Source organism: Streptomyces sp. NPDC015127 (genome assembly GCF_043080095.1).
Classification (GTDB): Bacteria; Actinomycetota; Actinomycetes; order Streptomycetales; family Streptomycetaceae; genus Streptomyces.
This window is the reverse complement of the sequence record NZ_JBIBVE010000001.1, coordinates 518,985-539,265: the sequence shown is the minus strand read 5'-3', so window position 1 is coordinate 539,265 and position 20,281 is coordinate 518,985. Positions and strand designations below refer to the sequence as shown.

21 protein-coding genes are annotated in these 20,281 nt (G+C 72.9%); 10 read left to right on the top strand and 11 right to left on the bottom strand.

All coding sequences use genetic code 11. The features are described from left to right. The first annotated feature begins 21 nt into the window (after positions 1-21). The 3 genes from ACF08N_RS02270 to ACF08N_RS02260 all read left to right on the top strand — a co-directional run bounded on the left by ACF08N_RS02270 (position 22) and on the right by ACF08N_RS02260 (position 2,306). Complete coding sequence (locus ACF08N_RS02270; protein ID WP_392322644.1) at positions 22-663, top strand: TetR/AcrR family transcriptional regulator; 642 nt, start codon at positions 22-24, stop codon at positions 661-663. Positions 664-708: 45 nt separating this feature from the next. Then, positions 709-1,365, top strand: coding sequence for a M15 family metallopeptidase (locus ACF08N_RS02265; protein WP_392322643.1), 657 nt, complete (start codon positions 709-711; stop codon positions 1,363-1,365). A 122-nt stretch (positions 1,366-1,487) separates the two neighbouring features. Then, positions 1,488-2,306 (top strand): inositol monophosphatase family protein, encoded by an 819-nt coding sequence (locus tag ACF08N_RS02260; protein ID WP_392322642.1) that lies wholly within the window; start codon positions 1,488-1,490, stop codon positions 2,304-2,306. Between the two features lie 13 nt (positions 2,307-2,319). Here ACF08N_RS02260 and ACF08N_RS02255 read toward each other — a convergent pair whose 3' ends face one another. Next, on the bottom strand, positions 2,320-3,114 hold the full coding sequence (locus ACF08N_RS02255) for a nucleotidyltransferase domain-containing protein (RefSeq protein ID WP_392322641.1): 795 nt from the start codon (positions 3,112-3,114) through the stop codon (positions 2,320-2,322). Positions 3,115-3,201: 87 nt separating this feature from the next. Here ACF08N_RS02255 and ACF08N_RS02250 point away from each other — a divergent pair, with 87 nt between their 5' ends. Together ACF08N_RS02250 and ACF08N_RS02245 are read left to right on the top strand one after the other, a co-directional pair. Then, on the top strand, positions 3,202-4,617 hold the full coding sequence (locus tag ACF08N_RS02250) for a phytoene desaturase family protein (protein WP_392322640.1): 1,416 nt from the start codon (positions 3,202-3,204) through the stop codon (positions 4,615-4,617). Between the two features lie 49 nt (positions 4,618-4,666). Continuing rightward, positions 4,667-5,200, top strand: coding sequence for an O-acetyl-ADP-ribose deacetylase (locus ACF08N_RS02245; protein ID WP_392322639.1), 534 nt, complete (start codon positions 4,667-4,669; stop codon positions 5,198-5,200). A gap of 288 nt (positions 5,201-5,488) precedes the next feature. Here ACF08N_RS02245 and ACF08N_RS02240 read toward each other — a convergent pair whose 3' ends face one another. Together ACF08N_RS02240 and ACF08N_RS02235 are read right to left on the bottom strand one after the other, a co-directional pair. Beyond that, entirely contained in the window at positions 5,489-6,496 is a 1,008-nt protein-coding gene (locus ACF08N_RS02240; RefSeq protein WP_392322638.1) for a zinc-dependent alcohol dehydrogenase family protein, read from the bottom strand. 74 nt (positions 6,497-6,570) lie between these two features. Then, complete coding sequence (locus ACF08N_RS02235) at positions 6,571-7,722, bottom strand: hypothetical protein (protein ID WP_392322637.1); 1,152 nt, start codon at positions 7,720-7,722, stop codon at positions 6,571-6,573. Positions 7,723-8,209: 487 nt separating this feature from the next. On the opposite strand from ACF08N_RS02235, the gene ACF08N_RS02230 reads away from it, so the two are divergent. Further along, a complete protein-coding gene (locus tag ACF08N_RS02230) occupies positions 8,210-9,685 on the top strand; it encodes an AlkA N-terminal domain-containing protein (RefSeq protein ID WP_392322636.1) in 1,476 nt (491 codons plus the stop codon). A 13-nt stretch (positions 9,686-9,698) separates the two neighbouring features. After that, entirely contained in the window at positions 9,699-10,193 is a 495-nt protein-coding gene (locus ACF08N_RS02225; RefSeq protein ID WP_392322635.1) for a methylated-DNA--[protein]-cysteine S-methyltransferase, read from the top strand. Positions 10,194-10,220: 27 nt separating this feature from the next. On the opposite strand, the gene ACF08N_RS02220 is transcribed toward ACF08N_RS02225, so the two are convergent. From ACF08N_RS02220 to ACF08N_RS02205, 4 genes are all read right to left on the bottom strand, one after another. Then, a complete protein-coding gene (locus ACF08N_RS02220) occupies positions 10,221-10,967 on the bottom strand; it encodes an NAD-dependent deacetylase (RefSeq protein WP_392322634.1) in 747 nt (248 codons plus the stop codon). Between the two features lie 86 nt (positions 10,968-11,053). After that, positions 11,054-12,211 (bottom strand): hypothetical protein, encoded by a 1,158-nt coding sequence (locus ACF08N_RS02215; RefSeq protein WP_392322633.1) that lies wholly within the window; start codon positions 12,209-12,211, stop codon positions 11,054-11,056. A 169-nt stretch (positions 12,212-12,380) separates the two neighbouring features. After that, complete coding sequence (locus ACF08N_RS02210) at positions 12,381-13,589, bottom strand: YncE family protein (protein ID WP_392322632.1); 1,209 nt, start codon at positions 13,587-13,589, stop codon at positions 12,381-12,383. A 152-nt stretch (positions 13,590-13,741) separates the two neighbouring features. Beyond that, entirely contained in the window at positions 13,742-14,236 is a 495-nt protein-coding gene (locus tag ACF08N_RS02205; protein ID WP_392322631.1) for an NUDIX domain-containing protein, read from the bottom strand. Between the two features lie 158 nt (positions 14,237-14,394). On the opposite strand from ACF08N_RS02205, the gene ACF08N_RS02200 reads away from it, so the two are divergent. The 3 genes from ACF08N_RS02200 (at position 14,395) to ACF08N_RS02190 (ending at position 16,620) form a co-directional block, all read left to right on the top strand. Then, positions 14,395-15,552, top strand: coding sequence for a glycerate kinase (locus ACF08N_RS02200; protein WP_392322873.1), 1,158 nt, complete (start codon positions 14,395-14,397; stop codon positions 15,550-15,552). Positions 15,553-15,752: 200 nt separating this feature from the next. Further along, entirely contained in the window at positions 15,753-16,211 is a 459-nt protein-coding gene (locus ACF08N_RS02195) for an SRPBCC family protein (RefSeq protein WP_392322630.1), read from the top strand. A 22-nt stretch (positions 16,212-16,233) separates the two neighbouring features. Next, entirely contained in the window at positions 16,234-16,620 is a 387-nt protein-coding gene (locus ACF08N_RS02190) for a VOC family protein (RefSeq protein WP_392322629.1), read from the top strand. A 263-nt stretch (positions 16,621-16,883) separates the two neighbouring features. Here ACF08N_RS02190 and pssA read toward each other — a convergent pair whose 3' ends face one another. From pssA to ACF08N_RS02170, 4 genes are all read right to left on the bottom strand, one after another. Further along, positions 16,884-17,741, bottom strand: coding sequence for a CDP-diacylglycerol--serine O-phosphatidyltransferase (gene pssA, locus ACF08N_RS02185; RefSeq protein WP_392322872.1), 858 nt, complete (start codon positions 17,739-17,741; stop codon positions 16,884-16,886). After that, positions 17,734-18,390, bottom strand: coding sequence for a phosphatidylserine decarboxylase (locus tag ACF08N_RS02180; protein WP_392322628.1), 657 nt, complete (start codon positions 18,388-18,390; stop codon positions 17,734-17,736). Before ACF08N_RS02180 ends, pssA begins: the two co-directional genes overlap by 8 nt. Before the next feature lie 169 nt (positions 18,391-18,559). Continuing rightward, complete coding sequence (locus ACF08N_RS02175) at positions 18,560-19,765, bottom strand: acyl-CoA dehydrogenase family protein (RefSeq protein ID WP_392322627.1); 1,206 nt, start codon at positions 19,763-19,765, stop codon at positions 18,560-18,562. A 2-nt stretch (positions 19,766-19,767) separates the two neighbouring features. Next, the gene (locus ACF08N_RS02170) at positions 19,768-20,280 is read right to left on the bottom strand and encodes a MaoC family dehydratase (RefSeq protein WP_392322626.1); all 513 of its coding nucleotides are present in this window, start codon (positions 20,278-20,280) and stop codon (positions 19,768-19,770) included. Position 20,281 lies beyond the last annotated feature (1 nt).

Genomic DNA, 20,281 nt, shown 5'->3' with positions numbered 1-20,281 from the left:
CGCAGGTGCGCCGATGGGACAATGACGCCCATGCCCACCGCCGCCCGCTCCGCCGCCACGCGGCAGCGCATCATCGAGGCCGTCCTGCACATCATCGGCAGGGACGGGGTCGCGGCGGTCACCAACCGGCGAATAGCCAAAGAGGCCGGGGTCTCGCTCGGCTCGGTGACATACCACTTCGCGACCCAGCACGACCTGTTGCGGGAGAGCCTGCTGCACTTCGTCCGCGACGAGACCCGGCGCTTCACCGCGCTCGCCGACCAGTGCCGGAGCGAGGGCATCGACATCGCGGGCGCGGCGGCACTCGCCGGCCGGGTGGCCGGCGGCATCGGCTTCGACAGCGAGCACATCGCCACGTTCGAGCTGTACGTCGAGGCCGGGCGCGACGAGCGGCTGCGGGAGGCGGCGGCCGAGGCGTTCGCCGCGTACGACCGGCTCGCCGTCCAGATCCTGACCGGTCTCGGCGTCCCCGACGCCGAGCGGTATGCGGCGACGACGGTCGCCCTGGTGATGGGCCTGCAACTGCGCAGACTGGCCACCGGTGGGCCCGCCGAGGACCTGGTCGACGCGCTGCTGCTGCTCGCGCGGGGCGCGGTCGCACCCGGGCACGGCAACGGTGTGCCCGTACGGCCCGGGGTGCCCGTACCGCCCGCCGGGCGGTGATGTCCGGCTGATGCGGGCCGGACCCCACAAAATTACCCTGAAAGGGTGCATATCGCTCGCCGATGCGCCGCGTCGGCCCTGGCCCTGGGGCTGGCGCTCGGTCTCCTGCCCGGCCACGCCGCCGCGGCCGACGCGCCCCGGCTCGCCGCCACCGTGCGGGACGTGACGGGGGAGAAGCTCGGAGCGAGCCACACGCCCGGCTGCCCGGTGCCGCCGGAGCGGCTGCGGCTGATCACCATGAACCACTGGGGCTTCGACGGACGCGTCCACCGCGGCGAACTGATCGTCCATCAGGACGCCGTCCGCCCCGTGCTGCGCGTCTTCCGGAAGATCTTCGAGGAACGCTTCCCGATCCGGCGCATGCGGGTCATGGCCGAGTACGACGGGAGCGACGCGCGCGCCATGGCGGACGACAACACCTCCGCCTTCAACTGCCGCCGGGTGACGGGCGACGCCGGCCACCTGTCCCGCCACTCCTACGGCGACGCCGTCGACATCAACCCCCTGGAGAACCCGTACGTGGACCGCGCGGGCGCCGTCCACCCGCCGGCCGCCCGGCGCCACCTGGAGCGGAACCCGGCCACCGAGGGGCTGATCGTGCCGGGCGACCCGGTCGCCCGGGCCATGGAGAGCGCGGGGTGGGAGTGGGGAGGCCACTGGTCGCCGCCCGACTACCAGCACTTCTCCGCCGACGGCACCTGAGCTGCGCCGCCGACCGCCTGCCGCCGGCCGCCGGCCGGAGCGAACCGGGGAGAAACGCGGGGTTACGGGTCGGTGCACCGGGCGCCTCCCGCGATGTCAGCGGGACGTGATTGGCTGGAGGCATGATCGATGACTTCCTGACCGGTGATCTCTCCGACGTCGAGGAGGCGCTGCGCAAGGCGGCCGCCGCCGAGATCATGCCGCGCTATCGGCAGCTCGCCGAGCACGAGATCGTCGAGAAGAACGGCCCGCACGACCTCGTCACCGCCGCCGACCGGCTCGCCGAGGCCCATCTGACCGCCTCGCTGACCGCCCTGCTGCCGGGCTCCGTGGTCGTCGGCGAGGAGGCCGTGCACGCGGACCCCGCGGTCTACGAGGCCCTGCACGGCGACGCCCCGGTGTGGATCGTCGACCCCGTCGACGGCACGCGCCAGTTCGTCCACGGCGACCCCGGCTTCTGCACCCTGGTCGCGCTCGCGCACCGCGGCGAGGTCCTCGCCTCCTGGACGTACGCGCCCGTTCCCGACGAGCTCGCGGTCGCCGTGCGCGGCGGGGGTGCCCGGCTGGGCGGCGAGGTGCTGCGCTCCGGCTCGCCCGCCCCCGGCGCCGTACTCGACGTGGCCATGTCCCACCCGGACTACACGACCCCCGAGCAGAAGCGGGCGCTGCTCGGCCTCGCGGTGCCCGCGGTGCAGGCGCGTCCGTGCGGGTCGGCGGGTCTCGAGTACCTGGACGTGGCCAGGGGAGCGCTGGACGCCGTCGCCTTCTCGTGGGAGTACGCCTGGGACCACGCGGCCGGACTGCTGCTGGTCACGGAGGCGGGCGGCGCGCATCTCACCGTGTCCGGCGAGCCGTTCCGCATCACGGGCGGCAACGCGCTGCCCTTCACGGCCGCCCGCGACGAGGCGACCGCGCGGCGCATACGGGAGCTGCTGACCTGACCCTCGGGCCCCATCAGGTCAGCCGTGACCTGATCTCCCGCACCAGCTCGTCCGCGGACTCGACCGCCGCCGCGTCCAGACCGGCGAGCGCCGCCGACACGCGCGCGGTGAAGTCACCCGGCACGCCCGGGAGCGCGGCGGCGGCTGCCAGCGCGCCCTTCTCGTTCAGGCACCACACCCGGTGGTACGCGTGCAGCGACTGCACCAGCACGCCGAAGGCCCGGGACAGGCACAGCGAGACGTGCAGCGTGTCCCCCGACCCCGCCGACTTGCGCGCCGCCGCGACCGAGAACTCCGCCTCCCACGCGGCCTCGACCAGCGCCGCGCGCAACGGCTCCGGGTACGTCGCGGTCCGGGCCCGAAGCTCGGTCAACTCGCCCGACGGGTCGGACAGTACGCGGCACAGCGCCACCTCGCCGGCGTAGGCCGGCGACCAGAAGCCCAGCGGATGCCCCGGCTGCACACCCGTCTCGTAGCGGCCGGTGCTGCAGTCCGCCCACACCCGCCGCACCCGGTCCAGGTCCCGCAGGATCCAGTCCACCTGCACCCCGTCCACCGTGAGCCAGGCACCGCCGTCGACCCACGGCCCCCAGCCGCCGGGCCCGGCCGCCTCCACCGGCCGACCGGTCAGCTCGGACGCGAGCCGCGCGAGGGCCGCGACATCGGGCTCGCCGCGGTAGTACACGCCCAGGTCCCAGTCGGAGTCCGGCCGGTGGGCGCCGCGTGCCCGGCTGCCGCCGAGCGTCACCGCGCGGATTCCCGCAACCGCTGTGAGCCGCCGGGACATCGTCTCGATCAAGGTCTCCATCGCGGGGGAACGGTACCGCCGCCCCCGCTGTCCGTGCCCCGGAATATCCTGGGTGCTCTTGGCGTCGGCTGACAAAGGAGTCCGAAGGTGCCGTCGATGCTCGATGCCGTCGTCGTGGGGGCGGGACCCAACGGACTGACAGCCGCGGTCGAACTGGCCCGCCGCGGCCTGTCCGTCACCGTGTTCGAGGCCCTGGACAGCGTGGGCGGCGGTGCGCGCACCGAGGAGCTCACCCTCCCCGGCTTCCGCCACGACCCCTGTTCCGCCGTGCATCCGCTCGGCGTGGGATCGCCCGCGTTCGCCCGCATGCCGCTCGCCCGGCACGGCCTGGAGTGGCTGCACCCCGAGCTGCCCCTCGCGCACCCCTTCCCCGACGGCACGGCCGCGATCCTCAGCCGCTCGGTCGGCGAGAGCGCCATGGCCCTCGGCGCCGCCGACGCGGGCGCCTACCGCCGCCTGGTCACCCCGTACCTGGGACATTGGGACGCCCTCGCGGCCGACTTCCTGCGCACCCCCTGGGACGGGCTGCCCCGCCACCCGTACCGCTTCGCCCGCTTCGGGCTCGACGCGATCCGGCCCGCGTCCTGGCTGGCCCGCCGCTTCGAGGGCGAGAAGGGCCGGGCGCTGCTCGCCGGGCTCGCGGCGCACGCGATCGCGCCCACGAGCGGCATCGCCACGGGCGGTATCGCCCTGATGTTCGCGCTCGCCGCCCACGAGGTCGGCTGGCCCGTGCCCCGCGGCGGCTCCCAGGCCATCTCCGACGCCCTCGCCTCCTACCTGCGCGAGCTCGGCGGCACCATCCACACCGGCATCGAGGTCAGGCGCCTGGACGAGCTGCCGCCCGCCCGCGCGTACGTCTTCGACACCTCGCCGACCGCGCTGGCCAGGATCGCCGGACTCGGCCACGCCTACTGGCGCTACCGGTACGGCGCCTCCGCGTTCAAGATCGACTATGCGCTCTCGGGCCCGGTGCCGTGGACCGCGAAGGAGGCCCGCGCGGCCGGGACCGTGCACATCGGCCCGACCGCGGGCGAGATCGACGAGGCCCTGCGGCGGGCCGTCGAGGGACGCGACCCCCAGGTCCCGTTCCTGATCACCGCGCAGCCGAGCCTCATCGACCCCAGCCGTGCCCCCGCCGGCCGGCACGTCCTGTGGGCGTACGGCCATGTGCCGGCCGGCTGGGAGGGCGACGCGACGGAGGTCGTCGAGCGGCAGTTGGAGCGGTTCGCGCCCGGCTTCCGCGACCTGGTCCTCGCCCGGGCCGTCGCCGGCCCGCCCCAACTCGCCGCGCGCAACGCGAACTACGTGGGCGGTGACATCGCCTGCGGCGCGTTCGCCGGGCTCCAGACCGTGCTCCGCCCCAAGCTGGCCCGCGTCCCCTACGCCACCGCGCACCCCGCCGTGTTCCTGTGCTCGTCGGCGACCCCGCCGGGCCCCGGGGTGCACGGCATGTCCGGTCATCACGCGGCGAAGGCCGTCTGGCGGCGGCTGCGGCAGGGCTGACGCGGCCTGCCGCGGCTGTGCCGGACGGGTTCCGGGACATCATGAGCGCATGACCCAGCACGCCACGGACATCACGCTCGTACGCGGTGACATCACCGAGCAGCACGCCGACGCCATCGTCAACGCCGCCAACTCCTCGCTCCTCGGCGGAGGCGGCGTCGACGGCGCCATCCACCGCAAGGGCGGTCCCGAGATCCTGGCCGAGTGCCGGGCCCTGCGCGCCTCCCGCTACGGCAAGGGCCTGCCCACCGGCGCGGCCGTCGCGACCACGGCCGGCCGGCTCGACGCCGCCCATGTCATCCACACCGTCGGGCCGGTCTGGTCCCGTGCGGAGGACCGGTCGGACCTGCTCGCCTCCTGCTACCGCGAATCGCTGCGCCTGGCAGGCGAGTTGGGGGCGCGGACCGTGGCCTTCCCCGCCATCTCCACCGGCGTCTACGGCTGGCCCATGGACGACGGCGCCCGCATCGCGGTCCGCACGGTCCGCGAGGCGGCCAGGCCGCCGGTCGCCGAAGTGCGCTTCGTGCTCTTCGACGAGGACGCGTACGCGCACTTCCAGGCGGCGCTGGCGTCAGAGGGCTGACACCACGGACCACCGGCCCGGTCCCGGCGACTCGGTCACGCCGGGCACCGGCGCCTGGCGACTTGGCCGCTGCGGTCCGGGCGACCCGGCCCCAGCGGCACGGCCCGGGCGACCCGGTTCCGGCGGACACCCCCCGGCGGACCGGGTGACCCGGCCTGGCGGACCCGGCTGCCTCGCCCCGGTGAAGTGGCGGGGCGGCCCGGCCCTGGTGCCCCGGCCCGCTGGACCTGGACCCGGCGGTGCGGCGGCCCTCGCCCCGCCGCACCGGCCTCGCCCCCCGCAGCCCCGTCACGGTGTCACGAGCACGGCCACGCCCGTGATACGGCCCGCCGCGAGGTCCGACAGGGCGCGGTCCGCCTGGCGCATGGGGTAGCGCGTGACCCGCACCGAGGGGCGCAGCCGTGCCGCTTCGGCGAGGAAGGCGCGGCCGTCCTCCCGGGTGTTGGCGGTGACGCTGCGCACGGTGCGTTCCTGGAACAGGTGTCTCGCGTAGTCCAGCGGAGGCACGGCGCTCAGATGGATACCGGCGACGGCGAGCGTGCCGCCGCGATCCAGCGCCGCCAGCGCCACCGGCACCAGGGTCCCGGCCGGGGCGAACAGGATCGCGGAGTCGAGCGGCTCCGGGGGTTCACCGGCTCCCGCGGAGACCGCGCCGAGCTCCCGCGCCAGGCGCTGCGCCTCCGGCGAGCGGGTGACCACGTGGACGGCGGCGCCTTGGGCGACGGCGAGTTGGGCGGTGAGGTGCGCGGAGGCCCCGAAACCGTAGATGCCGAGCCGGCCGCCGGGCGGCAGCTCCGCCCGGCGCAGGGCCCGGTAGCCGATGATGCCCGCGCACAGCAGCGGCGCGGCCTCCTCGTCGCTCCAGCCTTCCGGCAGGCGGTAGGTGAACGAGGCGTCCACCACGATGTGGTCGGCGAACCCGCCGTGGATGTCCCAGCCGGTGTAGCGGGACCGCGGGCAGAGGTTCTCCCGCCCTGCCCGGCAGTAGCGGCAGCGTCCGCACGTTCCCGCCAGCCAGGCCGCTCCCACCCGGTCGCCCGTCGGCACACCGCTCACGCCCGGCCCGGCGGCGACGACCTCGCCGACAACCTCGTGGCCCGGTGTGCGGCCCGGCACGCGGGGCGGCAGGTCGCCCTCCGCCAGGTGCAGGTCGGTCCGGCACACCCCGCAGGCCCGTACCCGCAGCAGGAGTTCGCCCGGCCCGGGCTCCGGTGTCGGGCGTTCCACTGGCCGCAGCGGGGCGGTCGCGATCGGCCCCGGGCGCTCGACCACCCAGGCCGACGTCGCTTCCGGCACCGGGGGCGCCATCGTCGTCCTGCCCCTACCGCTGCGTCACCGGGTCCGGGTCCGGCCCGGGCGCTTCCACTCCCTCACATGCTCCAGCGCAGTACCGCCCCGAGTCCGCCCGCCGGTCCCTGCATGCCCTCGGGGACCACCAGGACCTCGCCGCCCGACGCCGCGGCGGACCGCAGCAGCGCGTCGTCCGCGCGCGCCCGTTCGGGCTTGGCCACACCCATCGCCTGCGCCTGGCCGCGCTGTACGGCGACCTGGTCCACACCGGGGCCGATCCACACCTCGCGTCCCGCGTCGGACGCGTCCGGCGTGAGCAGCAGGGTGGCGACCTGGTGCTTGCGCACCGCGTCGACGACAGCGGGCATGCCTTCGGCTGCCTCTCCGGGTCCGGTGTCGACGGCGGCGGCCTCGCGGTGCTCGCCGGGCCGGCCGCGGCCGACACGGAAGCGTTCGAGTGCCCTCTGGAGCCGGTCGTGGGCGAACTTCTCGCACGCCTCCGCGATCTGCCGGTCGAGCACGTCCGTGGACGCGCCCGGCGACCTGCTGCCGTTCTCGGCCTCGACGGTGACGGCCTGGACGCGCTCCGGGAGCCGGTTGAACACGGCCCGGCGCTCGCGGGGATCGCCGGTCAGGACGATCAGCTCGGCTTCCGTCTCGGGCAGCTGCCGGGCGAGCTCGCGCGCGATGATGTCGGCGGTCTCGTTCCAGCTGTTCTCGACCTTGTTCCGGTAGTGCCACTCGTACCGGTCGGCGGGAATGCTCCGGTGCCCGCGGCCCTGCCACTCCTTGCCGTTCGCCTGGCCCAGGGGTTCGCGGTGGTGCGCGTCCCGCAGCTCGAGATTGGCTCCCGCGCGGTCGATGTACGCCACCAGGCATGCGGGCCGGTCGCCCCGCAGGTCGGCCAGCGGCGCGACGTGGGGCAGGATCGACCACGTCGAGGGGATGCCGGCCGGAGGCACCGCGAGCGGGGTGTCGAGCACGACCTCGGCACCCGCGGCGAACAGCGCCCGCCCGGGCGGCGCGCCGGAAACAGGTTCCTGGGCGAGCCGGTCCATGACCGCCCTGACGGTGTACGCGTCGGCACCCGCCTCGATGAGCTGGGCCGCGACGGCGCGCTCGCGGAGCTGCTGCACCTTCTGTGCGTCCTCGGTCGCACGCGTGGTCTCGATGTAGACGGAAGCCCATGGGCCTGGACGGGCGAAGAGCGGTTTGAGGAAGCCGAGTTCCATGATTACCCCCAGGCAATCGTGGATGGTGAATACCACCAGATTATGCCGATATGCGCCTCTTGAGCGCGTGGCGACCAATAGCCGACGACGCCGTGAGTGCCCCCGTCCGGCCCGCCGAAACCGGCGCGAGGGGTACGGTGACCGCCCGCGTCCGCCCGAGTGCCACTCGTGGCCGACGGGGGACCCCGGACTCCCCCCGACTCCGCAGCCCTGCGCCGTGGCGGGCGCAGGCTGACTGGATTCCGCCCCCGGGCTGGTACCACCCCTTCCGGGCGGTGTGCCCCGGTGCCACTCGTGGCCGACAGGGGGACCCGGACTTCGCCCCGGACCTCGCAGTCCTGCGCCGCGGTGGGCGCAGGCTGCCGGTGCTCCGCCCCGGGCCCGGCACTCAATCGGCCGGGGCGGGGCATCGGCCCAGTCCAGGCAGTCGAGCGTTGATGTCGGATTTCCGCCAGCCCCCGCACGACACGTCCCCGATGCTTGACCCATGCACACCGACACCGAGCGCTGCGTACGCGCCGTCCAGTCCAAGGACGGGCGGTTCGACGGATGGTTCTTCACCGCCGTCCTGACCACGCGGATCTACTGCCGCCCCAGCTGCCCGGCCGTGCCGCCGAAGGCCGAGAACATGACCTTCTACCCGAGCGCCGCCGCCTGCCAGCAGGCCGGATTCCGCGCCTGCAAGCGCTGCCGGCCCGACACCAGTCCCGGCTCGCCCGCCTGGAACGCCCGTGCCGACGCCGTCGCCCGCGCCATGCGGCTCATCGGCGACGGCGTCGTCGACCGCGAGGGCGTGCCCGGCCTCGCCGCCCGGCTCGGGTACTCCACACGACAGATCGAGCGCCAGCTCCTCGCCGAGCTGGGTGCGGGACCGCTCGCCCTGGCCCGTGCCCAGCGGGCCCAGACCGCCCGGCTGCTCGTCGAGACGACCTCGCTGCCCATGGCCGAGGTCGCCTTCGCCGCCGGGTTCGCCTCCATCCGCACGTTCAACGACACTGTCCGCGAGGTCTTCGCCCTGTCCCCGAGCGACCTGCGCACCCGTGCGTCGCGCGTCCGGTCCGCGCCGCCGACGACGCCGGGGGTGATCGCGCTCAGGCTGCCGTACCGCGCGCCCCTCGAACCGAGCAACGTCTTCGGGCACCTCGTCGCCACCGGCGTCCCCGGCGTCGAGGAGTGGCGCGACGGCGCCTACCGGCGCACCCTGTCCCTCCCGTACGGGCACGGCATCGTGGCGCTCACCCCCCGGCCCGACCACGTCGCCTGCCGGCTGTCCCTGACCGACCTGCGCGATCTCACCATCGCCATCAGCCGCTGCCGGCGGCTGCTCGACCTCGACGCCGACCCCGTCGCCGTCGACGACCGGCTGCGCACGGACCCGGAGCTCGCCCCGCTGGTCGACAAGGCACCCGGCAGGCGTGTGCCGCGTACCGTCGACGCCGCCGAATTCGCCGTACGCGCGGTGCTGGGCCAGCAGGTCTCCACCGCCGCCGCCCGCACCCACGCGGGCCGGCTGGTCACGGCGCACGGTGTGCCGGTCGAGGACCCCGAGGGCGGCCTCAGCCACCTCTTCCCGGCCGCCGACGCCCTCGCCGCGCTCGACCCGGAGGCCCTCGCGCTGCCGCGCAGCCGCCGCACCACCCTCACCACCCTCGTTTCTGCGCTCGCCGACGGCTCGCTGAGCCTCGACCCGGGCAGCGACTGGGACCGGGCCCGGGCACAGCTCACCGAGCTGCCCGGCTTCGGCCCCTGGACCGTCGAGGTGATCGCCATGCGCGCACTCGGCGACCCCGACGCCTTCCTCCCCACCGACCTCGGGATGCGCCGCGCCGCCGCCGGACTCGGCCTCCCCGCGACCCCGGCCGCGCTCACCGCACGCGCCGCGGCCTGGCGCCCCTGGCGGGCGTACGCGGTCCAGTACCTCTGGGCCACGGACGACCACCCCATCAACCACCTCCCCGCGTAAGGAAGTCCGGAGCATGACCAGGCAGCACACCGTCGTCGACAGCCCCTACGGCCCGCTCACCCTCGTCGCCACCGACGGCGTGCTCAGCGGGCTCTACATGACCGGGCAGCGGCACCGCCCGGCGGAGGAGACCTTCGGAGTCCCCGACGAGACGCCCTTCGGCGCGGCCGTCGAGCAGCTGGCGGCCTACTTCGCCCGTGAACTCACCCACTTCGACCTGCCGATGCACCTCGACGGCACACCGTTCCAGCGCAGCGTCTGGGACCAGCTGCGGCGCATCCCGTACGGCGCGACCCGCACCTACGGCGAACTCGCCGAGGCCCTCGGCAACAAGGCGGCCTCCCGCGCTGTCGGCCTCGCCAACGGCAGGAACCCGATCGGGATCATCGTCCCGTGCCACCGGGTGATCGGATCTTCGGGCGGACTCGTCGGCTACGGCGGGGGACTCGCGCGCAAGCAGCGCCTGCTCGCCTTCGAACTGGGCACGCCGGACGACGCGCTGTTCTAGGCCCTGTCCGCGCGGCCGGGACCGCCCCTAGGACGCCAGGTGCTCCGGCGGCTGGGCCGCCAGACGGTCGAGCAGCGGCGGAAGCGCCGTGCCGATCGGTTCGCGCACGATCTCGTCGGCCAGCTCGTCGTACGGCGTCGGCTCCGCGTTCACCACGATCAGCCGCGCCCCGTGCTCGACCGCGATCGCGGCGAGGGACGCCGCGGGCTGCACCTTCAGCGTGGTGCCGACCGCGACGAACACCTCGCACGCCTTCGCGATCGCCATGGCCTGGCCCAGCACCACCGGGTCGAGCCGCTGGCCGAACATCACCGTCGCGGACTTCAGGATGCCGCCGCACTCGGTGCACGCCGGATCCTCCTCGCCCGCCTCCACGCGTGCCAGCGCATCGGCCATGGGCGAGCGCACATGGCAGCGTTCGCACGTCACCGTGCGTGCGGTGCCGTGCAGTTCGAGCACCTTGCGGTCGGGCATGCCGCCGAGCTGATGCAGTCCGTCCACGTTCTGCGTGATCACCCGGACAGCGACCCCGGGCCGGCGGTCGAGCGCGGCGACGGCGCGGTGCGCGGCGTTCGGCTCGGCGCGCCAGGTCGCGCTCTCGCGGCGCATGATCCAAGAGCGGCGCCGGATGTCGGGGTCGGACATGTAGTAGTCGTACGTGACGAGCTTCTCGGCCTCCGGATCCCGCCGCCACAGGCCCTGCGGGCCGCGGTAGTCGGGGATGCCGGAGTCGGTGGAGATACCGGCGCCGCTGAGGATCGCGACGAGTGTCATACGAACGAGCGTACGCAGCCCGGCGGGCCGGCGGCGACCGATTTGACCGCCGCCTGCCCGCCTGACTGCCGCTCCGCGGACGGTCCCTAGGGGGTGACCTTGGCGAACGGTGTCGGCGTCGAGCCCGTCCAGCGGTGCTGCACCGCCCTGCCCGACTCCTTCACCGCGTCGCCGTCCTGGACCCTCGCGGTCTCGGCCAGGTAGAAGCGCCCGTCGTCGAGCGACACCAGGCCGTACTGCCCCGTCGACTGCCAGCCGTACGTGTCCGAGGGCTCGTGGTGCAGCCCCTCCGGCAGCAGCGGCAGCAGCCGCCCCCGCTCGGGCTCCCGCAGGCCGCGGACCTCGCCCCACCGCGGCTTGCCCGCGCCGTCGACGACGAACAGCGAGTAGTTGGGGAAGGCCGGCTTGGTGCCCTTGTACGCGGCCATCAGCCAGTCGCCCCTGTGCCCGTCGTACTCCAGGTTCTGCACCCCGTACGTGGTGTTGCCGGTGTACACGAAGAACTTGCCGTCGGGGCGCGCCGGGCCGCTGCGGTGCGGCGCCGACTCGGTCAGCGGCCGCTCGTACGTGCGCCACCGGCGTACGTCGTACTGGAGCAGGACCTGGTGGTCGTTGTCCCGGCGCGTCGCGTTGCCGTACACGCCGTAGGCGACGGTCAGCTTCTGCGGCCCGTTCTCCTTGCCGAACGCCGGGCCGAACGCGACCCCGTCGATGCCGCTGCACCCGTAGCGGTGGTCGGCGGTCCGGCCCGTGTTGCCGTCGAAGACCCCGTCGCCGTCCATGTCCGCGGTGTAGTCCTCCACGACCTCCCGCAGGTGGACCGTGGTGAGGACGCCGCTCGTCGCCGCGTCCATGTCCATCCGGTCGATCCGGTCGCCGTCCAGGATCGCGATGTAGAACGCCTGCTCGGCCTTGTACTCCAGCGAGCCGTAGACCCGCCCGTCCTCCGTGTTGAAGTCCAGGTCGCCCAGATGACCGGTGAACCCGGTCACGGAGCCGACCGGCCTGCCCCGCAGATCCGTCTTGACCAGCAGGTTCGTGAACGAGAAGTACATGAACCCCTTCTGCCGGTCCAGCGCCATGCCCTGCAGATGCCCCGACTGCCAGGCGCCGCCGTCCACCGTGAGGGGTGGCGGGTCCGCCGCGGGGGGCGGGCCGGCGGCGGTCGCGGGGGTCGTGACGCCGATCGTCGCGGCGGTCACGAAGACGGCGGCCGTCAGCAGGCCGTACGCGTGCCTGTGCATGATCCCTCCGGTGTCCTCGAAGTCCGGATGGTGCCCGGCGGTGGCGTTGTCCGCCGTACCCTCCGGCGGACAACACCCGTAAGAGCGCATACCCAGACCCATTGATGCTCTGTCAGAGCCGCTCCGCCTCCGGGCCGTTGACGGCGGGCGGCGTGGCGCGTCGGTGGCGTCAGCCGGTTGCCGCACCGGAGCCGGTGAGCGGGGTGAACGGCATGGGCGCGCGGCCGGTCCAGCGGTGCAGCAGCGCCTTCCCCTTCTGGGTGGCCGTCCCGCCGCGCGCCTTCGTCGACTCGCCGACGTAGAAGCGGCCGTCGTCGAGGGAGACCAGGCCGAACTGGCCCGGCGCGTGCCAGCCGTACGTCCCCGACGGCGCGTGGTGCTCGCCCCGCGGCAGCAGCGAGAGCAGCATGCCCCGTTCCGGCCGCCGCTGGCCCCGGATGTCGCCGTCGACGGGCGGCCTGCCGCCGTCGACGGCGAAGAGGCCGTAGTTGGGGAAGCCCGGCTTGGTGCCCTTGTACACGGCCATCAGCCAGGTGCCGCTGTGCCCGTCGTACTCCAGGTTCTGCACGCCGTACGTCGTGTTGCCGGTGCGGACGAAGAACTTGCCGTCGTGCCCGGCCGGCCCGCTGCGGTGCGGGCGGGACTCGTCCAGCGGGCGTTCGTACCGCTTCCAGTCCCCTACGTCGTACTGGAGCAGGACCTGGTGGTCGTTGTCGCGCCGACGGGTGTCGGCGTACACGCCGTAGGCCACGGTCAGCATCAGCGGGCCGCCTTTCGCCCCGAACGCGGGGCCGAAGGCGACCCCGTCGATGCCGGCGTTCCCGTACCGGTGGTCGGCCGTGTCGCCGGTGTCGCCGTCGAAATGCCCGTCGCCGTCCATGTCCGCCGTGAAGTCGCGGGCGACCTCGCCGAGATGGACGGTGGTCAGGACACCACTGGTCCGCGCGTCCATGTTCATGCGCGTGATACGCCTGCCGTCGAAGACGGCGATGTAGAACGCGGCGTCCTTGCCGTACTCCAGCGAGCCGTAGACGCGGCCGTCCGCGGCGTCGAGGTCGAGGTCGCCCAGGTGGCCGCCGATGCCCCGGACCGACCCGATCGGCCTGCCGCTCAGGTCCGTCTTGACGAGCGTGTCGGTGAAGGAGAAGTACAGATGGCCGCCGGCGCGGTCCAGCGCCATGCCCTGGAGATGGCCCGAGCGCCAGGAACCGCCGTCGACCGCGGCGGGCAGCGGCCGTGCGGGCAGCTGGGGCGTCCTGGCGGGGGCCTGCGTCGGTCGTGCGGGGATCTCGTGCGGGGTGGCGGCGGGGGCCGCGCCGGCGACGGTCAGCGCCAGAGCGGCGGCGGTGGTCAGCCAGCCGCGCAGGTGCGTGAGCATGGTCCCTCCGGAGTCCTGGGGATCCGGAGGCTGCCCGGCGGGTGTGCACGGACCGGGGCGGTGCGGACAACGCCCCATGAACGCCCGTCTACGGCACGCCGGTTACCGGCATTCGGGACGAAACGCCCACGTTGGGGTGCCCGCGGTGAGGATCACGCCTTCGGCGGCAGACCGTTCTCCAGCTCGACCGCCCCCGTGCCGGCGGTCAGCGCGTCGAGCGACGCCGCGACCCGAAGGCCCAGCGAACCGAGCAGGTAGTGGGACAGGTCATCCCGCGGCACCAGCCGCCAGGACAGCAACTCGTCCTCAGCCAGCCTGATCGCCCCGAGCTGTGCCTCGGTCAGCACACCGCCGTCGTAGACGTACGCGGCGATCGGCGGCCGCCCCTCGCCCGGCACCCAGTCCACCGAGAGCAGCGCGCCCAGTTCCACATCGAGGCCGATCTCCTCCAGCGTCTCGCGCCGGGCGGCCTGACGGGGTGTCTCGCCGAGGTCCGACTCCACGGTCCCGCCGGGCAGTGCCCAGCCCTTGCGGTAGCTGGGCTCGACGAGCAGCACCCGCCCTTCGGCGTCCCGGAACAGGGCGGCGGCTCCGGCCAGGATGCGGGGGAGTGAGGCGATGTAGGCGGCGTAATCGGAGGTCGTCACGGCGGCAGCGTAGGCCCGCGCCCTCGCCGGGGCATGCGTGCCATGCCCCGGCGGTGCACGATATGGAGGAAACGCCCACGCGCGTGGCGTGATGCCGTCCGATGCCGGGGTAGCAGGGCGCCCGAGGGTGCGGATAGGGTCGGGGACGGCGCGACTGCCTGTTCGACAGCAAGGGATACACGGTGAGGGACGGAGCAGTTTCTCAGCCTGCGCGGGTGCTCGTCGCAGCTGACAAGTTCAAGGGCTCGCTCACGGCGGTGCAGGTCGCCGAGCGGGTGACGGCAGGGCTGCGGCGGATCGTCCCGGACCTGGAGGTCGACACCCTGCCCGTCGCCGACGGCGGCGACGGCACGGTCGCGGCGGCGGTGGCGGCGGGTTTCGAACGCCGTGAGGTGCGGGTGACCGGGCCGCTCGGCGCGCCCGTGACCGCGGCGTACGCCCTTCGGGACGCGACCGCGGTCGTGGAGATGGCCGAGGCATCGGGCCTCCAGCACCTCCCGGCCGGCGTGTTCGCACCGCTCACCGCCACGACGTACGGCTCCGGGGAACTGCTGCGCGCCGCGCTCGACGCGGGCGCGCGCACGATCGTCTTCGGTGTCGGCGGCAGCGCGACCACCGACGGCGGAGCCGGGATGCTGGCCGCGCTCGGCGCCCGCTTCCTCGACGCGGACGGCAAGCCCGTGCCGCCGGGAGGCGGGGGCCTGAGCGCCCTCGCGACAGCGGACCTGTCCGGCCTCGACGCCCGTTTCGAGAACGTCGACCTGATCCTCGCGAGCGACGTCGACAACCCGCTGACCGGCCCGAAGGGCGCGCCCGCGGTCTACGGCCCGCAGAAGGGCGCGACGCCGGAGGACGTGGCCGAGCTCGACAAGGCGCTCGCCCACTACGCGGCCGTTCTCGGCCCCGACCTGGCGGACGCGCCCGGCGCGGGCGCGGCAGGCGGCATCGGCTACGGCGCGCTGGTCGCGCTGCGTGCCCGCTTCCGCCCGGGCATCGAGGTCATGCTCGACGTGCTGGGCTTCGCGCCGGCGCTGGAGCGGGCGACGCTGGTCATCACCGGTGAGGGCTCGCTGGACGAGCAGACCCTGCACGGCAAGGCCCCGGCGGGCGTCGCCGCGGCGGCCCGCGCGCAGGGCATCGAGGTGGTCGCGGTCTGCGGCCGCCTGGCCCTCCCCCCGGAGGCGCTGGGCCGCGCGGGGATCCGCCGCGCCTACGCCCTGACGGCGCTGGAGCCGGACCCGGCGAAGTGCATGGCGGAGGCGGGCCCGCTGCTGGAGCAGGCGGCGGAGTCGATCGCGCGGGACTTCCTGACGTAGCGGGGCACGCGGGTGAGCCCGCGCTGCGCCACGACGCCGCCCCGGCGGGCCCTGCCCGCCGGGGCGGCGTCATTTTTCCGGCCCGGGCCCGGGGGCCGAACCCGCACGGTTGTAGGAAGGCCGCCATGGGGTACCCGCGTGACGTGCACGGCCCCGTGGGGCTCACTGCTCTGCGGGCACATCCAGGAGGAGGCGCAGCAATGAGCACGGTGAAGGAGACCGTCGAGGTCGAGGTCCCCGTCAGCACCGCCTACAACCAGTGGACGATGTTCGAGGAGTTCCCGAACTTCATGGAAGGCGTGGAGGCGGTCACCCAGGTCGACGACCGCCACAACCACTGGACCACCAAGATCGGGGGAGTGCGGCGCGAGTTCGACACCGAGATCGTCGACCAGCTCCCCGACGAACGCATCACGTGGCGCACCATCAGCGGCGACACCAAGCAGAAGGGCATGGTGAGCTTCCGGCGCGTGGACGACACGCACACGCGGGTGGAACTCGTGATGGACGTCGAGCCCTCGGGTGCCGCCGAGAAGACCGCCGACATGACCGGAATGATCGACCGGCGCGTCAAGGGCGACATGCGCCGCTTCAAGGAGTACATCGAGCACCAGGGCGGCGAGAGCGGAGGCTGGCGCGGTCGCATCAAGCCCGGCTGACCCGACCCGTACGCTCTGCCGCATGGTGCATGTACTTGGCAGCAGGATTCTGCTGAGCCCTACGGATCCGCAGCGCTCGCGCGACTTCTACGGCGGCGCTCTGGGGCTGGCGGTCTACCGCGAATTCGGGACCGGCGAGGAACGGGGGACGGTGTACTTCCTGGGCGGCGGGTTCCTCGAACTCTCCGGCCGCTCCGATTCCCCGCCCTCGCCCGCGGTGCGCCTGTGGCTGCAGGTGCCCGATGTCCGCGCCGCCCACGACGAGCTGCGGGAACGGGGTGTCGAGGTGCTGCGTGCGCCGCTGAAGGAGCCGTGGGGCCTGGTCGAGATGTGGGTCGCGGACCCGGACGGGGTGCGCATCGCGGTGGTCGAGGTACCCGAGGACCATCCGCTGCGCTACCGCCCGTGACGGGACGCGGCGCATGCGCCTTGCGGCGGCGCCACTCACCGGTTGCCCCCGGAGCCGGCCGACGCGTATCGGGCCACCGATCGCCGGGCACGCCGTCGGTCACCGGTCGCCGGGCACGCCGTCGGCCGCCCGGTCACCGGGGGCGCCGGTCACCGGTCGCCGGGCACGCCGTCGGGCCAGCCCGGTCGACCGAACACGCCGGGGGCCCCGGATGCTCTGCATCCGGGGCCCCCGGCGTTCACGATCTGCGCGCCTCCGGCGCGCTACGGCACCTGTGCCGCACGCGCCTCGCGGCTCTCGCGGCGGTTGTCGCGGAACGTGTTCACGCGACGGGCGGTGGCGAAGAGGGGGATCGTCGCCGCCATCACGATCTGCAGGGCGCAGCCCATCTGGAGCAGCACCTGGCCGCCGGGCGCGTCGAACGCCCACGCCGCCAGCATGCCCATCGCCGCGACGATCCAGCCGAGCATCGCCACCGCGAGGACACCCCGCGGCTTGGGGTACTCGACCCGGCTCACCATCAGCCACGCCGTGCCGATGATCGCCAGCAGCGTCGGGATGAAGGGCAGCTCCAGCAGCACGATCGAGACGACGGTCAGCGCTCCGAAGGGGCTCGGCATGCCCTGGAACATGCCGTCCTTCATGGTCACGCACGAGAATCTCGCAAGCCGCAGCACCACCGCCAGCAGCACCACGATCGCGGCCACCGCCGAGACCCGCTGATGGGCGTCGTCCGCGACCATGCCGTAGACCAGCACGAAGTACGCGGGCGCGAGGCCGAAGCTGATGAGGTCCGAGAGGTTGTCCAGCTCGGCGCCCATCGGCGACGACCGCAGCTTGCGGGCCACGAGCCCGTCGCAGAGGTCGAAGATGGCCGCGAGCAGCATGAGGATCACGGCGGTCGCGGCGCTGTGCCGCGCCATGCCGGTCTCCTGGCTGCCCTGGAGGTGCGGAATGAGGATTCCGGTGGTGGTGAAGTACACCGCCATGAATCCGCACGTGGCGTTACCGAGCGTGAGGGTGTCCGCTATCGACAGCCGCAGAGAGAGCGGCATCTCCTCCGCGTCGTCCTCTTCCTCGGCCTCCGCCACCCAGTTCGCCTGTGTGTCGGGATCAATCACGGTCAATGCGAGTCACCCCCGCCGTCGTGGTCTGGCCCACCTCGACCGCGACCTCGACACCCTCGGGAAGGTAGATGTCGACGCGCGAGCCGAAGCGGATCAGACCGATGCGATCACCCTGCTCGACCTTGGTGCCCTGCGGGATGTACGGCACGATGCGCCGGGCGACCGCGCCGGCGATCTGCACCATCTCGATGTCGCCGAGTTCGGTGTCGAAGTGCCAGACAACGCGCTCGTTGTTCTCGCTCTCCTTGTTGAACGCGGGGACGAAGCCGCCAGGGATGTGCTCTACCGACGTCACCGTGCCGGCGAGCGGCGCGCGGTTGACGTGGACATTGAGCGGGCTCATGAAGATCGCGACGCGGGTGCGCCCGTCCTTCCACGGCATGATGCTCTGCACCACTCCGTCGGCGGGCGAGATGACCCGCCCGGACGCGATCTCACGCTCGGGATCGCGGAAGAACCACAGCATGCCCGCCGCGAGCGCGGTGGTGGGCACGGCAATGGCCGCGGCCCGCCGCGAACGGCGGGCACGGGCCAGGCTGAGTGCAGCGGTGGCGACGGTCGGCAGAAGCCACGGCGATGCTCCGCGCGCGAGGCGTACGCCGACACGGCTGTCGCGTGGTGCAGAGGTTTGGCTGTGGGGCATGGATGACCTTCGTAGCGGATGATGCCGCGCTGGTAACGGGGGACGGCGGCTTTCCGGCGATGTTATCGGGTGCGGACCGCAACTGGGAAAGCCAGAAGTCGAGTCGGCGGCCGGAAGATGATGACAGGGTGTGATCTTCTTCGCGGCCAAACCGACCCAAAAGCGGCAATCAACCCTGGAACCGGTACTCCTCGAGCAGCCGACGTCCAATGATCATTTTCTGGATCTCGGCGGTACCCTCGCCGATCAGCAGCATCGGAGCCTCGCGGTAGAGGCGCTCGATCTCGTACTCCTTGGAGAAGCCGTAGCCGCCGTGGATACGGAAGGCGTCCTCGACGACTTCCTTGCAGTACTCGGAGGCGAGGTACTTCGCCATCCCTGCCTCCAGGTCGTTTCGTTCCCCGGAGTCCTTTTTGCGAGCTGCGTTGACCATCATCGCATGCGCGGCCTCGACCTTGGTAGCCATCTCGGCCAGCTTGAACTGGATCGCCTGGTGGGCGGCGATCGGCTTGCCGAAAGTGTGACGCTGCTGGGCATACGAGACGCCCAGCTCGAAGGCACGCTGGGCGACACCGCAGCCACGCGCCGCGACGTTCACGCGGCCGACCTCGACGCCGTCCATCATTTGGTAAAACCCTCGGCCGGTGGCCCCGCCGAGCACCCGATTGGCCGGAATGCGCAGTCCGTCCATGATGAGCTCGGTCGTGTCGACGCCCTTGTAGCCCATCTTGTCGATCTTACCGGGGATGGTCAGGCCCGGACGGACCTCGCCGAAGCCCGGCTCCTTCTCGACCAGGAAGGTCGTCATCGACTTGTGCGGGGCCGTGCCCTCCGGGTGTCCTTCGTCACTCCGGCACAGGACCGCGACCAGAGTGGACGTCCCGCCGTTCGTCAGCCACATCTTCTGGCCGTTCAGGACGTACTCGTCGCCGTCCTTCACGCCCTTGGACGTGATGGCCGACACGTCCGAGCCGAGCCCCGGCTCCGACATCGAGAAGGCGCCGCGCACCTCGCCGAGCGCCATGCGCGGCAGGAACGTGTCCTTCTGCTCCTGCGTGCCGTGCTGCTTGAGCATGTACGCGACGATGAAGTGCGTGTTGATGATCCCCGAGACGGACATCCAGCCACGGGCGATCTCCTCGACGCACAGCGCGTACGTGAGGAGGGACTCGCCCAGGCCGCCGTACTCCTCCGGGATCATCAGGCCGAACAGGCCGAGCTCCTTGAGGCCATCGACGATCTCTTGCGGGTACTCGTCCTTGTGCTCCAGCTCCGTGGCGACAGGAATGATCTCCTTGTCGACAAAGTCCCGGACGGTGGACAGGATCTCCTGCTGGACGTCGGTCAGACCTGCGGTCCGGGCGAGTCGGGCCATGACTACTTCTCCTGCGTCTTGAGCTCGGGGCGGCCGGGCTGTTCGCCGCCGCGCTCCTTGATGTACGTCTCGGTCGGGACCATCACCTTGCGCCGGAAGACGCAGACGAGGGTGCCGTCCTGCTTGTAGCCCTTGGTCTCGACGTAGACGATGCCGCGGTCGTTCTTCGACTTCGACGGGGTCTTGTCGAGCACCGTGGTCTCGCCGTAGATCGTGTCGCCGTGGAAGGTCGGCGCCACGTGCCGCAGCGACTCGATCTCCAGGTTGGCGATGGCCTTGCCGGACACGTCCGGCACGGACATCCCGAGCAGCAGCGAGTAGATGTAGTTCCCGACGACGACGTTCTTGCCGAAGTCCGTCGTCCTCTCCGCATAGTTGGTGTCCATGTGGAGCGGGTGGTGGTTCATCGTCAGGAGGCAGAAGAGGTGGTCGTCGTACTCGGTGACCGTCTTCCCGGGCCAGTGCTTGTAGACGGCCCCGACCTCGAACTCCTCGTACGTGCGTCCGAACTGCATG

Bases quoted from the DNA above. Each gene is read 5' to 3' on its own strand.
- ACF08N_RS02220 (WP_392322634.1), bottom strand. From the start codon at position 10,967: ATGACACTCGTCGCGATCCTCAGCGGCGCCGGTATCTCCACCGACTCC.
- ACF08N_RS02195 (WP_392322630.1), top strand. From the start codon at position 15,753: ATGAGCACGGTGAAGGAGACCGTCGAGGTCGAGGTCCCCGTCAGCACC.
- ACF08N_RS02255 (WP_392322641.1), bottom strand. From the start codon at position 3,114: ATGGAGACCTTGATCGAGACGATGTCCCGGCGGCTCACAGCGGTTGCG.
- ACF08N_RS02270 (WP_392322644.1), top strand. From the start codon at position 22: ATGACGCCCATGCCCACCGCCGCCCGCTCCGCCGCCACGCGGCAGCGC.
- ACF08N_RS02215 (WP_392322633.1), bottom strand. From the start codon at position 12,211: ATGCACAGGCACGCGTACGGCCTGCTGACGGCCGCCGTCTTCGTGACC.
- ACF08N_RS02170 (WP_392322626.1), bottom strand. From the start codon at position 20,280: ATGCAGTTCGGACGCACGTACGAGGAGTTCGAGGTCGGGGCCGTCTAC.
- ACF08N_RS02225 (WP_392322635.1), top strand. From the start codon at position 9,699: ATGACCAGGCAGCACACCGTCGTCGACAGCCCCTACGGCCCGCTCACC.
- ACF08N_RS02210 (WP_392322632.1), bottom strand. From the start codon at position 13,589: ATGCTCACGCACCTGCGCGGCTGGCTGACCACCGCCGCCGCTCTGGCG.
- ACF08N_RS02190 (WP_392322629.1), top strand. From the start codon at position 16,234: ATGGTGCATGTACTTGGCAGCAGGATTCTGCTGAGCCCTACGGATCCG.
- ACF08N_RS02235 (WP_392322637.1), bottom strand. From the start codon at position 7,722: ATGGAACTCGGCTTCCTCAAACCGCTCTTCGCCCGTCCAGGCCCATGG.
- ACF08N_RS02230 (WP_392322636.1), top strand. From the start codon at position 8,210: ATGCACACCGACACCGAGCGCTGCGTACGCGCCGTCCAGTCCAAGGAC.
- ACF08N_RS02260 (WP_392322642.1), top strand. From the start codon at position 1,488: ATGATCGATGACTTCCTGACCGGTGATCTCTCCGACGTCGAGGAGGCG.
- ACF08N_RS02175 (WP_392322627.1), bottom strand. From the start codon at position 19,765: ATGGCCCGACTCGCCCGGACCGCAGGTCTGACCGACGTCCAGCAGGAG.
- ACF08N_RS02180 (WP_392322628.1), bottom strand. From the start codon at position 18,390: ATGCCCCACAGCCAAACCTCTGCACCACGCGACAGCCGTGTCGGCGTA.
- ACF08N_RS02245 (WP_392322639.1), top strand. From the start codon at position 4,667: ATGACCCAGCACGCCACGGACATCACGCTCGTACGCGGTGACATCACC.